The 14,361-nt window shown below is 68.2% G+C and carries 17 protein-coding genes; 8 read left to right on the top strand and 9 right to left on the bottom strand.

Features of this window, described 5'->3' with window-relative positions; translation table 11 throughout:
* Position 1 precedes the first annotated feature (1 nt).
* The 3 genes from ACW173_RS14970 (at position 2) to ACW173_RS14960 (ending at position 3,504) form a co-directional block, all read left to right on the top strand.
* Complete coding sequence (locus ACW173_RS14970; protein WP_492080790.1) at positions 2-775, top strand: C13 family peptidase; 774 nt, start codon at positions 2-4, stop codon at positions 773-775.
* Between the two features lie 93 nt (positions 776-868).
* Positions 869-3,031 carry a serine hydrolase domain-containing protein gene (locus ACW173_RS14965; RefSeq protein ID WP_492080789.1) on the top strand — a complete coding sequence of 721 codons (2,163 nt, stop codon included), beginning with the start codon at positions 869-871 and terminating at the stop codon, positions 3,029-3,031.
* A gap of 86 nt (positions 3,032-3,117) precedes the next feature.
* A complete protein-coding gene (locus tag ACW173_RS14960) occupies positions 3,118-3,504 on the top strand; it encodes a hypothetical protein (protein ID WP_492086000.1) in 387 nt (128 codons plus the stop codon).
* Here the strand turns inward: ACW173_RS14960 and ACW173_RS14955 are convergent.
* Genes ACW173_RS14955 through ACW173_RS14945 form a run of 3 tightly spaced genes read right to left on the bottom strand, consistent with a single transcriptional unit; the run spans position 3,472 to position 5,586 of the window.
* On the bottom strand, positions 3,472-3,861 hold the full coding sequence (locus ACW173_RS14955; protein WP_492080788.1) for a RusA family crossover junction endodeoxyribonuclease: 390 nt from the start codon (positions 3,859-3,861) through the stop codon (positions 3,472-3,474). The genes ACW173_RS14960 and ACW173_RS14955 overlap by 33 nt on opposite strands.
* Positions 3,862-3,868: 7 nt before the next feature.
* Positions 3,869-5,026, bottom strand: coding sequence for an acyltransferase family protein (locus ACW173_RS14950; protein ID WP_492080787.1), 1,158 nt, complete (start codon positions 5,024-5,026; stop codon positions 3,869-3,871).
* A gap of 20 nt (positions 5,027-5,046) precedes the next feature.
* Positions 5,047-5,586 carry a DUF1697 domain-containing protein gene (locus tag ACW173_RS14945; protein ID WP_492080786.1) on the bottom strand — a complete coding sequence of 180 codons (540 nt, stop codon included), beginning with the start codon at positions 5,584-5,586 and terminating at the stop codon, positions 5,047-5,049.
* A gap of 86 nt (positions 5,587-5,672) precedes the next feature.
* Between ACW173_RS14945 and fumC the strand changes: the two genes are divergently transcribed.
* From fumC to ACW173_RS14930, 3 genes are read left to right on the top strand one after another with little or no spacing between them, the layout of a single operon-like run.
* Complete coding sequence (fumC, locus tag ACW173_RS14940) at positions 5,673-7,064, top strand: class II fumarate hydratase (protein WP_492080785.1); 1,392 nt, start codon at positions 5,673-5,675, stop codon at positions 7,062-7,064.
* A 57-nt stretch (positions 7,065-7,121) separates the two neighbouring features.
* On the top strand, positions 7,122-7,586 hold the full coding sequence (locus ACW173_RS14935; RefSeq protein ID WP_492080784.1) for a GNAT family N-acetyltransferase: 465 nt from the start codon (positions 7,122-7,124) through the stop codon (positions 7,584-7,586).
* Positions 7,570-7,977: a DoxX family protein gene (locus ACW173_RS14930; protein WP_492080783.1), complete on the top strand. Its 408-nt coding sequence runs from the start codon at positions 7,570-7,572 to the stop codon at positions 7,975-7,977. Before ACW173_RS14935 ends, ACW173_RS14930 begins: the two co-directional genes overlap by 17 nt.
* Positions 7,978-8,047: 70 nt before the next feature.
* On the opposite strand, the gene ACW173_RS14925 is transcribed toward ACW173_RS14930, so the two are convergent.
* The 3 genes from ACW173_RS14925 to ACW173_RS14915 form a co-directional block, all read right to left on the bottom strand.
* Positions 8,048-8,434, bottom strand: a complete 387-nt coding sequence (locus ACW173_RS14925) for a YccF domain-containing protein (RefSeq protein WP_492080782.1) — start codon at positions 8,432-8,434, stop codon at positions 8,048-8,050.
* Positions 8,435-8,562: 128 nt separating this feature from the next.
* On the bottom strand, positions 8,563-9,153 hold the full coding sequence (locus tag ACW173_RS14920) for a hypothetical protein (RefSeq protein WP_492080781.1): 591 nt from the start codon (positions 9,151-9,153) through the stop codon (positions 8,563-8,565).
* 1 nt (position 9,154) lies between these two features.
* Entirely contained in the window at positions 9,155-10,165 is a 1,011-nt protein-coding gene (locus ACW173_RS14915; protein ID WP_492080780.1) for a polyprenyl synthetase family protein, read from the bottom strand.
* A gap of 98 nt (positions 10,166-10,263) precedes the next feature.
* Here ACW173_RS14915 and ACW173_RS14910 point away from each other — a divergent pair, with 98 nt between their 5' ends.
* The gene (locus tag ACW173_RS14910; RefSeq protein WP_492080779.1) at positions 10,264-11,007 is read left to right on the top strand and encodes a tRNA1(Val) (adenine(37)-N6)-methyltransferase; all 744 of its coding nucleotides are present in this window, start codon (positions 10,264-10,266) and stop codon (positions 11,005-11,007) included.
* A gap of 3 nt (positions 11,008-11,010) precedes the next feature.
* Here ACW173_RS14910 and ACW173_RS14905 read toward each other — a convergent pair whose 3' ends face one another.
* Positions 11,011-11,571: a nucleoside 2-deoxyribosyltransferase gene (locus tag ACW173_RS14905; protein WP_492080778.1), complete on the bottom strand. Its 561-nt coding sequence runs from the start codon at positions 11,569-11,571 to the stop codon at positions 11,011-11,013.
* A gap of 53 nt (positions 11,572-11,624) precedes the next feature.
* Here ACW173_RS14905 and ACW173_RS14900 point away from each other — a divergent pair, with 53 nt between their 5' ends.
* A complete protein-coding gene (locus tag ACW173_RS14900; protein WP_492080777.1) occupies positions 11,625-12,422 on the top strand; it encodes a CAP domain-containing protein in 798 nt (265 codons plus the stop codon).
* Positions 12,423-12,425: 3 nt separating this feature from the next.
* On the opposite strand, the gene ACW173_RS14895 is transcribed toward ACW173_RS14900, so the two are convergent.
* Positions 12,426-13,007: a YceI family protein gene (locus ACW173_RS14895; RefSeq protein WP_492080776.1), complete on the bottom strand. Its 582-nt coding sequence runs from the start codon at positions 13,005-13,007 to the stop codon at positions 12,426-12,428.
* A gap of 135 nt (positions 13,008-13,142) precedes the next feature.
* Positions 13,143-14,204, bottom strand: coding sequence for a ketol-acid reductoisomerase (ilvC, locus tag ACW173_RS14890; protein WP_492080775.1), 1,062 nt, complete (start codon positions 14,202-14,204; stop codon positions 13,143-13,145).
* Positions 14,205-14,361: the final 157 nt, after the last annotated feature.

The following is a 14,361-nucleotide window of genomic DNA, read 5'->3' as shown; positions in this document are numbered from 1 at the left end:
CATGCGGGGAGCGGCGGCGGTCATCGGACTTCTGGCTCTGCTCTTCGCCCCGATGGCCCCTGCGCGCGCCGCGGGCCCGTTCTCGAACTGGGTCGCCGTGGTGGTGGCCGGCGACTTCCACGCCCATTCCGGCGGGCCGACCGAGGCCTTCGACAATGCGCGTCGCGACGTCTCCAGGGCCCTGATCGAGCTGGGCTTCGACAAGGACGCCGTCCAGCAGTTCTCGGTGCGCCCCAAGCGTTACCCCGCCGAGTCGCCGGGCCAGTCGGACGCGCGGACCATCCACGACGCGCTGCGCCTCAAGGCCCAGACGGCCAAGGCCGGGTGCCTGTTCTACATCAGCTCGCACGGCAGTCCTGACGGAGCGATTCTCGGCGAGGCGATGCTGCGCCCGCATATGCTGGCCGCCATGCTGGACGACGCCTGCCCCGGACGCCCCAGCGTGGTTGTGATCTCCGCCTGTTTTTCGGGCGTCTTCATCCCGCCGCTGCAAAAGAGCGACCGCCTGATCCTGACCGCCGCCCGCCCCGACCGCGCCTCCTTCGGCTGTGGCGAGGACGACAAATATCCCTATTTCGACGACTGCTTCCTGTCCTCGGCCCCGCAGGCCAAGAACTTCGCGGCCCTGGGCGCGGGCGTTCAGGCCTGCGTGGCCCGGCGCGAAAAGGAGACGGGCGCCGAGCCCGCCTCCGAGCCGCAGGTCTGGATCGGTCCCGCCCTGCGCCCGATGCTGCCGCTCTACGCGTTCAACCGGAGCCAAACGAAGACACCGTGACCAGTGATCGGGTTTGACCCTGGCGGCCAGCACGCTACACAAAACCCTGGAAGTTTTCCGCTTCACGGACTTCCGCTCTACTAGGGGACATCGTTGACGTCGCGCGTTTCGCCCGCGGCCGCCTTCCTGGCGGCCTTTATCGCACTTTGCTCCTTGGTCGGATCGGAGGCGCTCGCGCAGGACGCTTCGCCGCCGCCCGTCGCGCCGTCCGAACCCGTCCTGAATGCCGCGCCGCGTCCGTACAACACGCTGCGGCCGCGCCGCGTGCGCCCGCGTCCCCGTCCGGCCGTCGTCGCGCCCGTTTCGCCCGCCCTGAACGCCCAGCCCGCGGCCACGCCGGCAACGCCCGCCGTCGCCGCCGCGCCGTCGCTTACCCCGTCGGCCGCCATCCCGCTGCCCGGTCCGCAGCTGGAAGCCTTCGTCGACGGCGTCGTCCGCCGCTCGATGAGCCGCGACCACATCGCCGGCGCGACCATCTCGGTGGTCCAGAACGGCCAGGTGGTGCTGAAGAAGGGCTACGGCTTCGCCAATCTGGGCCAGCGCCGCCCGGTCGATCCGGACAAGACCCTGTTCCGCGTCGCCTCGATCTCGAAGACGTTCACCTGGATCGCCCTGATGAACGAGATCGAGGCCGGCCGCATGCGCCTGGACGGTCCGGTCAATGTCTACCTGCCCCAGCCGTTGCAGGTGAAGGACCAGGGCAAGAAGACGCCCGTGCGCCTGAAGGACCTGATGACCCACACGGCGGGCTTCGAGGATCGTTCGCTGGGCCAGTTGTTCGAGCGTGACCCCAACCGCGTGCGGCCGCTGAACGACTATCTGCGCCAGGAGCGTCCGCGCCGGGTGCGCGAGCCTGGCCTGCTGCCCAGCTATTCCAACTACGGCGCGGCGCTGGCTGGCGCGGCTCTGGCCAACGTCACGGGCAAGCCCTTCGAACAGTTGGTCAGCGAAGAGATCATCCTGCCGGCCGGCATGGACCACACGACCTTCCGCGAGGCCCGCCCGTGGAACGATCGCCTGCCCGCGCCGATGAACGAGGCCCTGGCCGCCGAGTTGTCGGACGGCTTCTCGTGGACGTCGATGGGCTGGAAGACCCAGCCACGTGAGTTCATGGGCCAGGTCGCCCCCGCCGCCTCGGCCTCCAGCACGGCCGGCGACATGGCGCGCTACATGACCCTGCTGCTGAACGGCGGCACGATCGACGGCAAGACCGTGTTCTCACCGAGGACGGCCCTGGCCTTCCGCACGCCGATGTACCGTCCCGCCCCGGAAGCGGCCGGCTGGAACGCCGGCTTTCAGGACATCCCGCTTCCGGGCAATCGCCGCGGCTTCGGCCACGGCGGCGCGACGCTGTATTTCCACTCCAACCTGGTGATCGTGCCCGAGCTGGGCCTGGGGATCTTCGTCTCGGTCAACACCGACAGCGGCGCGAACCTGCCCGCCAGTCTGCCTTCGACCATCATCGAGCACTTCTACGCCCCCGCCCCGGCCGTGCCGCCGGTCAGCGCCCTGAGCTACGATCAGGCCCGCGCCTATGAGGGCGACTATCTGACCACCCGCCGCGCCTATGGCGGGCTGGAGGGCTTCACCAACCGTATCATCGGCCGCGCCAGCGTGCGCGCCACGGCCGACGGCCGCCTGGCCATCACCGACGGCGGCGTCAGCACCCTGTTCAACGGCGCCGACCGCCCCGGCGTGTTCAAGGCCGTCGACAGCGCCCTGACCCTGGTGTTCGACGCCAATGGCGACAAACCCTCGCGCTTCTACGCCGCGCGCGGCTGGTCGACCTATGAGCGGGTCGGCTTCTTCCGCTCGGCCGGCCTGCTGGGCTGGACGGCGGTGATCGCCGGCCTGGCCAGCGCCGCCACCATCCTGGGCGTGATGTTCCGCAACCGCCGCGAGGCGCGCCAGACCCCGGTCCAGGCCCGCGCCAGCCAGATGCAGACCATGCAGGCGGTGCTGTGGTTGATCTCGGCCGGCTGCATGGGCGTGTTTTCGGCCAAGGCGGCCGACCAGACCAATGTCTTTTTCGGCTGGCCCTCGGGCTGGCTGATGAGCGGTTCGGCCTGCGCCCTGGTCGCCGCGGTGCTCAGCATTCTCACCCTGGGCGTCCTGCCGATGGTCTGGCGCGGCGGTCGTCGCGTCGACAGTTGGAGCGGCGGCCGCAAGGTGGCCTTCACCTTCACCGCCCTGCTCTTCGTGTTCCTGGGCGTCCTGCTGGGCATGTGGGGCTATCTGGTGCCCTGGGGCCGCTGAGTCCCGTCACGATCCAACCCTAAACTCCGCTTCCGGCGCCCGCCTTGCAGAACTTCGTTCTGGGAGACGAGCGAGGGAGACGCGACGTGTCAAAACTGGACGGTTTGGTGTTTGGGGGAACGGGATTGGCGGCTTGGTCGGCGGCCACCCTGTTTTACGCCGCTTTCGGAGGGGGGCTCCTGGAGAGCGCCTTCTGGTTTTACGCGATCAACGCGTTCGCGGCCGCCGCGACGGTGACGTTCGCCTTCCAGGCGGTGGCGCGGCTGACGCACACGCCGCGCCGCCGCCGGCTGTTCCCGATGCTGCTGTTTTCGACACCCGGCCTGGTCGCCGGCTCATTGCTCATCGCGCGTTATGCCGAGGTGATGCCGACCAGCGACCCGGCCAGCATCGGCCGCTACGGCGCCTTCCTGGCGGTGGCCTACGTAGCCGTGGCCGCCTCACTCTTCGAGCGTGCGCCGCATAAGGTTTGAGTTCAGCTTGCGCACCTGGATGACGATCCGCTCGCGCTCGCCCGGCCGTCGCTCGACCAGCAGCCGGGCGACCTGGGCGTCGTCGTGGAAGGCATAGCCCTTGATGGCGTCCAGCAGGGCCTTGGCCAGATTGTCCAGGTCCATCCACGGCGGCTCGCCGACATACTCCATGCCGATCTCGACGTTGAACTCGCCCCAGGCCGGACGCGAACCGCGCCACGACTTGCGGAAGAACTCGTAGATCAGCGGCTTGTAGTACTTGCCCTGGGTGGTCAGGCCGTCGACCACGATGGTCAGCTCGCCCCCGACTTCGCGGGCGCGGACCTTGCCGTGGTGGGTCCAGTCGTCTTCGAGCAAAGCGTACCTAAAGCCTCAGATGGATCCCACGCTTGTGCAGAGGGATCAGGATCGCGGTGATCAGGCCAAGAACCAGAACCGCGCAGGCAAGGGAAGCCAGATAAGGATCGGCGATGACCTTCATCACCAGGGCATAGACATAGCCCTGGGGCGACGGGTTGGGACCGGGCATCACGTCCATGCCGCCGAACACGCCCAAGAGCTGCGACAGGATGAAGGCCAGGATGGCGTTGCCGCCCAGCACGATCAGCGGATAGCCCAGGCCCGGTCCGCGCTTCGAACGCGACAGCATGTCCAGGCCAACAAAGGCGACTGTCGGGATGCCGCTGCTCAGCAGGGCGAAGCTGGGTGTCCAGATGCGCTTGTTGATCGGGATCAGGTGACCCAGGAACAGCCCGCCCGCGATCAGGAAAAAACCCAGGGCCAGGACCCACATGAGCTTGCGCTCACCCCGCGCCGCCAGAGACGCCACGATCGCGCCGATCAGCACATTGACCGTGGCCGGCAGGGTCGAGAGCAGGCCTTCGGGGTCGTAGGTGACGCCAACGCCCTCGGTCACGCCCCAGCGCCACAGGTGCGGGATGGTGAACACCACGCGGTCGATATAGGCCGGCAGCGAGCCATTGGAATCCAGGTGTCCGACGCCGAAGCCCGGGACCGGCACGAAGGCGATCAGCGCCCAGTACAGCGCCATCAGCCCCACGGCCGCGACCGCCGCGGCGGCCAGGTTGAACCTCAGCCGCCCATCTTCACCCCGCCCCGCGGCGAATACGCAGATCGCCGTCGCCAGGGCGTAGCACAGCGCGATCCGCTGCAGGATGCCGGGGATGCGCAGGTTGGCCAGGTCGAAGTTCGGCAAGGCGTTCAGCACCAGGCCCAGCAGGATCAGCAGCCCCGTTCGGCGCGCGATCTTCAGCCAAAGCGCCCCGCTGGTCCGATCCGCCCGCGTCAGGCGCGGGACCATCAGGCCGATGGCCATGCCCACGCAGTAGAGGAAGGTCGGGAACACCAGGTCTCCTGGCGTCCAGCCGTGCCAGTCGGCATGCTTCAACGGGGCGTAGGTCATCTCCCAAGAGCCGGGGCTGACCACCAGGATCATGCCGGCGACCGCGAGGCCGCGCAGCAGGTCCAGCGCGACCATGCGCTGGCTCGATGAATTCGACATCCTTCCCCCCGACTAAGCTCTCAGGCTTCCAGCATCTCGGTCAGCTTCAGCACCGTGTTCCAGTTGCGCGTGGTGCCGACCGGATTGCGCTTGGTCTTCTTCCAGTCGCGATCCAACAGCGAGTCGGCCATGCTGATCGGAAAATCGAGATAGAGCTCGCGCGCCGCGACCACGAAGCGCTCGGGCCCGGTGTTCGCCGCCCGCAGGATCTCTTCGTCGCCGTCCGGTAGTGGCGCCTTCAGAAAATTGACGATCACGTGGCTGGGATGGTCCTGCGCCTCGGCTTTGAACGGATTGCCGTCGACGATCCGCCGCAGGTCCCCCGGCGAGCGGACCATGAAGTCGGTGCGAAGGCCCATGCGGGCCTCCAGGGCGTCCTCCAGCGCGCGTTCCAAGGCCTCGCCGCCCTCGTGCTCGCCCCAGAGCAAAAGGTTGCCGCTGGCCAGATAGGTCTTGGCCGTCGCGAAACCGGTATCCTGGGCAATGCCTAGCAGGTCCTCCTTCAGCACCTTGCGCTTGCCGGTGTTGATCGAGCGCGGCAGCGCGACGTACGCATCCATCCAGGGCCTCCTTCGCGCTTGCGAACATTGCCCTTCGCGCCCCCAAGGTCTAGACCGCGCTCGACCGTTTTTCCGGAGATCGCCGCATGACCGCCACGCGCATCGAGACCGACACCTTTGGCCCGATCGAAGTCGCCGCCGACCGCTACTGGGGCGCGCAAGCCCAGCGCAGCCTGGGCAACTTCAAGATCGGCTGGGAGAAGCAGCCCCTGCCGGTCGTCCGCGCCCTGGGCATCGTCAAGCGCGCCGCCGCCGAGACCAACTTCAAGCTGGGCAAGCTGGACGCCGGCCTGAAGGACGCCATCGTCCAGGCCGCTAATGAAGTGATCGACGGCAAGCTGAACGACCACTTCCCGCTGGTCGTCTGGCAGACGGGTTCGGGCACCCAGTCGAACATGAACGCCAACGAGGTGATCTCGAACCGCGCGATCCAGATCCTGGGCGGCGAGATGGGAACGAAGAAGCCCGTCCACCCGAACGACCACGTCAATATGAGCCAGTCGTCGAACGACACCTATCCGACGGCCATGCACGTGGCCTGCGCGGAACAGATCGTCCATGACCTGCTGCCGGCCCTCAAGCATCTGCACGCCGCCCTGGAAGCCAAGACCAAGGCCTGGGCCGACATCATCAAGATCGGCCGCACCCACACCCAGGACGCCACGCCCCTGACCTTGGGCCAGGAGTTTGGGGGCTACACCCAGCAGGTGGCCAACGGCATCGAGCGTATCGAAAGCACCCTGCCCAAGCTGATGCAGCTGGCCCAGGGCGGCACCGCCGTCGGCACCGGCCTGAACGCCCCGATCGGCTTCGCCGAGGGCGTGGCCGAAGCCATCGCCGCGATCACCGGCCTGGAGTTCACCACCGCCCCGAACAAGTTCGAGGCCCTGGCCGCCCACGACGCCATGGTCTTCAGCCACGGCGCGATCAACACGGTCGCCGCCAGCCTGTTCAAGATCGCCAACGACATCCGCTTCCTGGGCTCGGGCCCGCGCGCGGGTCTCGGTGAACTGTCGCTGCCGGAAAACGAGCCGGGCTCGTCGATCATGCCGGGCAAGGTCAACCCGACCCAGTGCGAGGCCCTCACCCAGGTCTGCGTGCAGGTGTTCGGCAACCACGCCGCCCTGACCTTCGCCGGCTCGCAAGGTCACTTCGAGCTGAACGTCTTCAACCCGGTGATGGCCTACAACTTCCTGCAGTCGGTTCGCCTGCTGGCCGATGCGGCGATCAGCTTCACCGACAACTGCGTGGTCGGCATCGAGCCGCGCATCGACAACATCAAGAAGGGCGTCGAGAACAGCCTGATGCTGGTCACGGCCCTGAACGGCCGCCTCGGCTACGACATCTGCGCCAAGATCGCCAAGACGGCCCACAAGAACGGCACCACCCTGCGCGAGGAAGCCGTCGGCGGCGGCTACCTGTCGAACGAAGAGTTCGACCAGTACGTCCGTCCGGAAAAGATGGTCTCGCCGGGCTGATGAGCGCCTTCCGCCGAAGTGGACGCCGGTTCGGCGATAAGAAGGCGCTCCACTAGAATGCTCCAACTGGTTCGTCTGTTCGACGAACTGCCGGACGGCTTCGACGACCTGGTCGCCGAGGCCTCCGGCGAAGGCGTGCGCAACATGGCTCTGCTGGCAGACGGCTGGGCCGCTGGCGCACGCTTCCGGGACGACGGCGAGGCGATCCTCGCCGCGTTCCTGGTCGGAGAGCTGGCGGGGGTCGGCGCGCTCAGCGTCGAACCCGCCGCTTTCGAACCCGCGCGCCGCCTGCGTCGCTTCTACGTCCGCCCCGCGATGCGCCGCCGCGGCGTGGCCACCGCATTGGCCTCGGCCCTGATCCACGAGGGCTTCGACAGCGTGGCGCTGCTGACGGTCAATGCGAGGGCTTCGGAGGCTGCCGCGCCGTTCTGGGAAGCTCAAGGGTTCGTGGCGGATACGAGCGGCCCGTGGACCCATGTGCTGCGGCGGAGCGTTGGCTCCGACGATGCTCAGCCCTCGTAGTCTCGTCCGCCTGCTGCTCGCCGTGATCTACGCGCCGTTCGGCGGCGCGCACGTGGTCGCTCCCCATGGCTTCCTGGCGATCATGCCGCCGATCATTCCATTCCCCCGCGAGATCGTGATCTTCACGGGCCTATGCGAGATCGCCGGAGCGGTCGGGCTGCTGATCCCGCGAACACGCCGACTGGCTGGGATCATGCTGGCGCTCTACGCCGTCTGCGTCTGGCCGGCGAACATCTACCATGCCCTGAGCGGCGTTGCGGTCCCGCCGCTGCCGAGTTCGTGGTGGTACCACGCGCCCCGACTGCTGCTCCTGCAGCCCTTCTTCATCTGGGCCCCGCTATGGGCGGCGAGGGTGATCGACTGGCCGTTCCGCCGGCGCGCGGCCGTCTGATCTGGATCGGCTCGACGGTCGAGCACGAAGACGCCATCCGTCGCGCGCTCGACCGGCTGTTCAACCGGTTCTAGTCGACCCGCCGCACGTCGCGGGCGATCGGGGCCAGGGCGATGTAGGCCAGTTGCAGGTCCTTGATGGCGAACGGGATGCCGATGATGGTCACGGCCTCGGCGACCGCGACCACGACGTGACCCAGGGCCAGCCACCAGCCGGCCAGGACGAACCAGATCACGTTCAGGACCAGGCCCAGCGGACCGCTGGCCAAGCCCTCCTCGCGGTGGACGATCTCCTTGCCGAACGGCCAGAAGGCGAAGCCGGCGATACGGAACGCCGCGCCCGCGTAGGGCAGACCCACGATGGTGATGGCCAGGATCACGCCAGCCAGCAGCCAGCCGAGACCTGTGAGCAGGCCGCCGAAAAGGAACCACAGAACGTTCAGAACAAAACGGATCATGTTTTCACCCCAAGCCAGGACCTAAACGTGGGCCCGCCCTACCCCGCTGTGAAGGACGTTACACCGAATTCACGGCCACCCTCTTGGTCAGCCTTCTTGTCCGATCCAATGCTCGGATCGGGAAGGCTTCACTTGATCAGCTGCCAACGCTTGGCCCAGCGGCTCTTGCTGATTGGGGCCAGGGCCAGGAGGTAGATCCCGGCATAGATCACCGTGCCCACGCCGATCAGCGCCCAGGACCACGGGCCGGGCATGTGCAGCGCCGGAGCCGTGGTGATCCAGTCGTGGCGCGGCGAAGTGAACTCCAGCCACAGGCCGCCGACCCAGATCAGCGCGAACAGCGCCACCACCGGATACCGCAGGATCGGGCTGCGCTGGACTAGCAGGACGGTCTGGACGAGGGCCGCGCCGCCGCCGGCGACCAGGCCGGCCAGCCACGTCCACCAGGGGCCCGGAAACGAGCGCGCGGCCCGGAGGCCCGCCCACAACGGCGCCCACAGGATCGGGCCCAGCATCAGGATCACCAGCAGCCCGCCGACCAGAACGCTGAGACCGCCGCCGATCACCTTGCCGGCGGCCTCTCCGGCCTCGTGCGGCCGAATGTTCGGATCGCCGCTAGGGTTTTCCGGCGAAGTGGCGATGATGGTTTGCAACCGCGGCAGGGTCTCGCCCGGCTTGGCGGCAGGAAGCCCACCCAGGGAAGACTTCCGCCTGGACATCCTAGGCCCTGCGGCTCACGGCGAAGTCGGCCAGGTCTTCCAGCGCCTCGCGCCAGTCGCCCACCGGGAAGATCGCCAGCGCCGACTTGGCCCTATCGGCATAATCGGCGGCTAGGTCCAAGGTGGCGTCCAGGGCGCCGGAGCCGACGATCAGCTCGCGGGCGCGACGGAAATCAGCTTCGGTCTGTTCGCGGCGGCCGATGGCGCGCTCCCAGAACTCGGCCTCGCGCGGACCCGAGCGGGCGATGGCCAGCAGCAACGGCAGGGTCGCCTTGCCTTCACGGAAGTCGTCGCCGGCGTTCTTGCCCAAAGCCTCGGTCGTACCGCCGTAGTCGAGGGCGTCGTCGACCAGCTGGAAAGCCAGGCCCAGGTTCAGGCCATAGGCCTTCAAGGCGTCGGTCTTGTCGGCCTCGACGCCGGCCGAGACCGCGCCGGCCTCCGAGGCGGCGGCGAACAGCTCGGCGGTCTTGGCCTGGATGATCTCCAGATAGACCGCCTGCGACAGGTTCAGGTCGTGGCTGCGCATCAGCTGCAGCACCTCGCCCTCGGCGATGACGCGGCTGGCGCGGGCCAGGATCTCCAGCGCCTTCATCGAGTTGGTCTCGACCATCAGCTCGAAGGCGCGGGCGAACAGGAAATCGCCGACCAGCACGCTCTGCGCGGCGCCCCAGATCAAGTGCGCGGCGACTTTGCCGCGACGCAGCTGGCTGCCGTCGACGACGTCGTCATGCAGCAGGGTGGCGGTGTGGATGAACTCGACCGCCGAGGCCAGCTTCAGGCAGTGATCGTTATCCGAACCGGCCAGGCGGGCGGCGGCCACGGTCAGCAGCGGACGCAGGCGCTTGCCACCGGCGGCGATCAGGTGCTCGGCCAGGGCCGGGATGATCGGCACGTCGCTCTGCATGCGATCGGTGATCAGGGCGTTGACGCCCTTCATGTCGGCCTCGGCGAGGCGCACGAGACGATCCACCGAGCCCGACTTCCGGGGGAGGGTCGCTGTCGCTGCGTCCAAAACCTTCGTCTCCTTGCGGCGTCTCCCGCACGAACCGTTGCGAGGGACAATGGTGGCGGGATAGGTCACGGTCAAGGCGAGCACAAGGCCTAGAAGCATTGGACGATCAACGGGTGACGGAGGATCGGGTTCTGGGGGGGCGCGTAAGGCTGCGCCAGAAGCCCGATGGATACAGGGCCGGCATGGACGCGGCGCTGCTGGCGGCCGCTTGCGACGCCCTGCCCGGCCAGCGGGTGATCGAACCCGGATGTGGGGTCGGCGGGGCGCTGCTGGCCGCCGCGACTCGCCGTCCCGAAGCGATCTTCCAAGGCGTGGAGCGTGATTCCGTCGCCGCGGCCCTCGCCGCCGAGAACGCCGCGATGAACGACCTGTCCGATCGGGTCGCCGTCACCGAAGGCGATGTCGAGGCCGGTTTTCGCGCCTTGGCCCTGCCGGTCTTCGACGCGGTGATGACCAATCCGCCGTTCTTCGACGATCCCGGCAGCCTGCGCGCGCCCGCCCCGGCCAAGAGCGGCGCCTGGATCGCCGACGGCGGCCTGGCCGCCTGGACCGGCTTCTGCCTGAAGGCGGTGCGCGAGGGCGGGACGATCACCATGATCCACCGCGCCGACCGCCTGGCCGACATCCTGGCGAAGCTGGCGCCCAAGGCCGGCTCGTTTCGAATCCGGCCGATCGCGCCCTTCGCCGACGCCCCGGCCAAGCGGGTGATCGTGCGGGCGATCAAGACGGGCAAGGCGCCGCTGGTCCTGCTGCCCCCTCTCGTCCTGCACGACCGCGAGGGCGGCAAGCACTCGGCGGAGGCCGAGGCGATTCTGCGGGGCGAGGCCGCCCTGCCCTGGTGACGCCTACTCGGCGTAGAGCGCCAGGGCCTGCAGGCACAGCTCCAGGCCGGTCAGGTCGCGCAGCGGGTTCTGGGTGACGATCACGAATAGTCGCCGGGCCTCACCCCACAGCATGACCGTCTCGGGCAGGCCGTGATCCTCGATCACGCAGCCGTCGCCGTCGCGCCAGACGCCGGTCTCGTCCAGGGTCGCCCCCAGCACCGAGTCGACGCGCGCCACGTACTCGGCGTGGATCTCGCTGGTGACGTTCAGATAGGCGAAGGTCGGCCGGCCCAGCCCCGCCAGCACGCCGGCCTCGAATACCGTGGCGGTGTCGGCCGTCGGACCGCGGAACGGCGTCAGATTGATCACCGCCGCGTCGGCCTGGCGCAATTGCGCCATGCGGCCGGCGTAGAACTGTCGCGCTTCCAGCTCGTCGCCGCCCTCGCCCGGCGGCATGCGGGCCGGGGTCAAGGGTTCGAGGCCGGCGTCCAGGCACAAGGCCCTCTGACGCGCCGCCTGGGCTTCGGAATCGGGGAGCCAGGCCTCGGGGCCGGCCAGCCATAGGGAACGGACAGGGCGCATGCGTCTTAGGTCTGGTTCCTGACGGCGCCTGTCAATGACTTGTCGGAGACCGAATGACGGCTATCGCGCGAAGAACTCTATTGGCCACGCCCCTCGCCTTCGCCGCGACGGCGGCGTGGTCCGCGCCGCCCCAGCCCTGGATCGCCTATGAACGCCGCCTGCGCGGCCTGCTGGACGATCCGCCCGGCGGGGACTTCGATCCGGATTTCGAACAGACCCTACTGGACCTCAACAACATTATCCGGCGTCGCGAAGGTCCCGCGCCCTTGGTCTGGGACGCCGGCCTGTCGCGCGCGGCTCGCGCCCATGCCGCCGACATGGCGCGCACCGAGGTGTTCGATCACGTGACCCGCGAAGGCTATTCCCCCGCCGGTCGCGTCGGGCTTTTGGCGCGCGATCTGGTCGGCGCGCCGGGCGAAAACATCGCCATGCGCCGCAACGCCGCCGGCGCGGTGAAGCCCGACCAGATCATGAACCAGTGGCGCACCAGCCCCGGCCACCGCGCCAACCTGCTCGCGCCAGGCTTCACCCATGTCGGCTATGGCGTCCTGCGCCAGGGTCCGCGCGTCGTCGCCGTCGGGGCCTATGCCGAGGTCGCCGCGCGCCTGTCCGGCCCCGCGCCTCTGCGCGTGAGCTCGGCCGACGAGATCGCCCGCGCCCTCACGAACGCCACTCCGACCATCCGCCAGTTCTCGGTCTCCGAACCCGGCGGCGAGGTGCTGACCACCACATACGTCGAAGGCCGCCCGCCCAGCGTCCTCCAGCCCGGCGCCTGGCAGCTGCGCCCGCACCTATCCTCGGGCGAGCATCGCTACCAGGTGGCCTGGGGGCCGGTTTTCGTGCTGGGTTAGGCCCTACTGAGCCACCGCCAGGGTCTCGATGCGGATGTTGACCGCGTCGCCGATCACGCCGGCCGCGCCGGCGCTGCCGAAGGCCTTGCGGCTGATCTGGCCGGTGATGGTGAAGCCGGCCTGTTTCTTCTGGTTGTTGGGCGCCGTGCCGATCTTGTTCAGCTTGACGTCCAGGACGGCCGGCTGAGTCACGCCCATGATCGTCAGGTCGCCGGTGACCTTGGCGGTCGTGTCGCCGGTCTTTTCGACCTTGGTCGACTTGAAGGTCATGGTCGGGCTCTTGGCGGCGTTCAGCCAGCGCTCGCCCTTGATGTGCTCGTCGCGGGTCGGGTTGGCGGTCAGCAGGCTGTCGACGGTCACCGTGGCCTCGACGCGCGACTTCTCGGGCGCGGCCTCGTCCAGCCAGATCGTGCCTTCCGACGCGGCGAAGATGCCGATGATCGAGGTGAAGCCGAAACGATCGATCGTGAAGGTGGTTTCCGTGTGGGCCGCGTCCAGCTTGTAGGCGACCTCGGCGGCGAAGGCGGGCGCGGCGGCGGCGCTGAGGGCGGCCCCGGCGATCATGGCGGCGAGCAGGCGTTTCATGGAGGCGTCTCCCAACGTCCCCAAACGGGACCGGGCGAACTCTTCCGCGAGGCGCGCGGCCGCGCAAGCCACAAACGAAAAGCCCCCGGCCTGGGAGGGCCGAGGGCTTCGCGGGATTTTACGGGGTACTGAAGCTTAGTTCTTGGCCTGGTCGACCAGCTTGTTCTTGGCGATCCAGGGCATCATGTCGCGCAGGCGGCCACCGACTTCCTCGATCTGGTGCTCGGCCGCGCGGCGACGCGTTGCCTTGAACGAGGGTTGGCCCACGGCGTTTTCCAGCATGAAGTCACGGACGAACTTGCCCGACTGGATGTCTTCCAGCACGCGCTTCATCTCGGCCTTGGTTTCCGGCGTGATGATGCGCGGACCGGTGACGTACTCGCCGTACTCGGCCGTGTTGCTGATCGAGTAGTTCATGTTGGCGATGCCGCCTTCGTACATGAGGTCGACGATCAGCTTCAGCTCGTGCAGGCACTCGAAATAGGCCATTTCCGGCGCGTAGCCGGCTTCCACCAGCACTTCGAAGCCGGCGCGGACCAGCTCGACCGTGCCGCCGCACAGGACGGCCTGTTCGCCGAACAGGTCGGTCTCGCATTCTTCGCGGAAGTTGGTCTCGATGATGCCCGAGCGGCCGCCGCCGATGGCCGAGGCGTAGGCCAGGCCGAGGTCGAGAGCGTTGCCCGTGGCGTTGTGGTGCACCGCGATGAGGCAGGGCACGCCGCCGCCCTTCTGGTACTCGCCGCGCACGGTGTGACCCGGGCCCTTCGGCGCGACCATCAGGACGTCGATGGTGTCCTTCGGCTCGATCAGGCCGAAGTGGACGTTCAGGCCGTGAGCGAACAGCAAGGCCGCGCCGTCACGGATGTTGGGGGCGATGTCGTTCTTGTAGATCGCGGCCTGGTGCTCGTCCGGCGCCAGGATCATGATCAGGTCGGCCCAGGCGGCGGCTTCGGCCACCGTCATGACCTTCAGGCCCTCGCCTTCGGCCTTCTTGGCGGTCGGCGAACCGGCGCGCAGCGCGACGGCGACGTTCTTGGCGCCCGAGTCACGAAGGTTGAGGGCGTGGGCGTGGCCTTGCGAGCCGTAGCCTACAATAGCGATCTTCCGGTCCAGGATGCGGGCGATGTCGGCGTCGCGGTCGTAGTAGACGCGCATGTTTTTTCTCCAGGACTGGTCAATCAGGGCCGCCCGGCGCAACGGCAGAGCGACAAAGGCCGGGCGTTTGAGCGTTTTTTTGCCGTTTCGTCAAGGCGAAGCCGACAGAACGCCGAAATGCCAAAGCCATCGCGGCCACGTTTTAGGCGCTCGTGCGTTCGTACGCCATGCCGACACCCGAAAAGGACGGCCACGAACG

Source organism: Caulobacter sp. ALps2 (assembly GCF_058681635.1).
The sequence above is the reverse complement of the archived record's forward strand: the minus strand, read 5'-3'. Positions and strand labels throughout refer to the sequence as shown.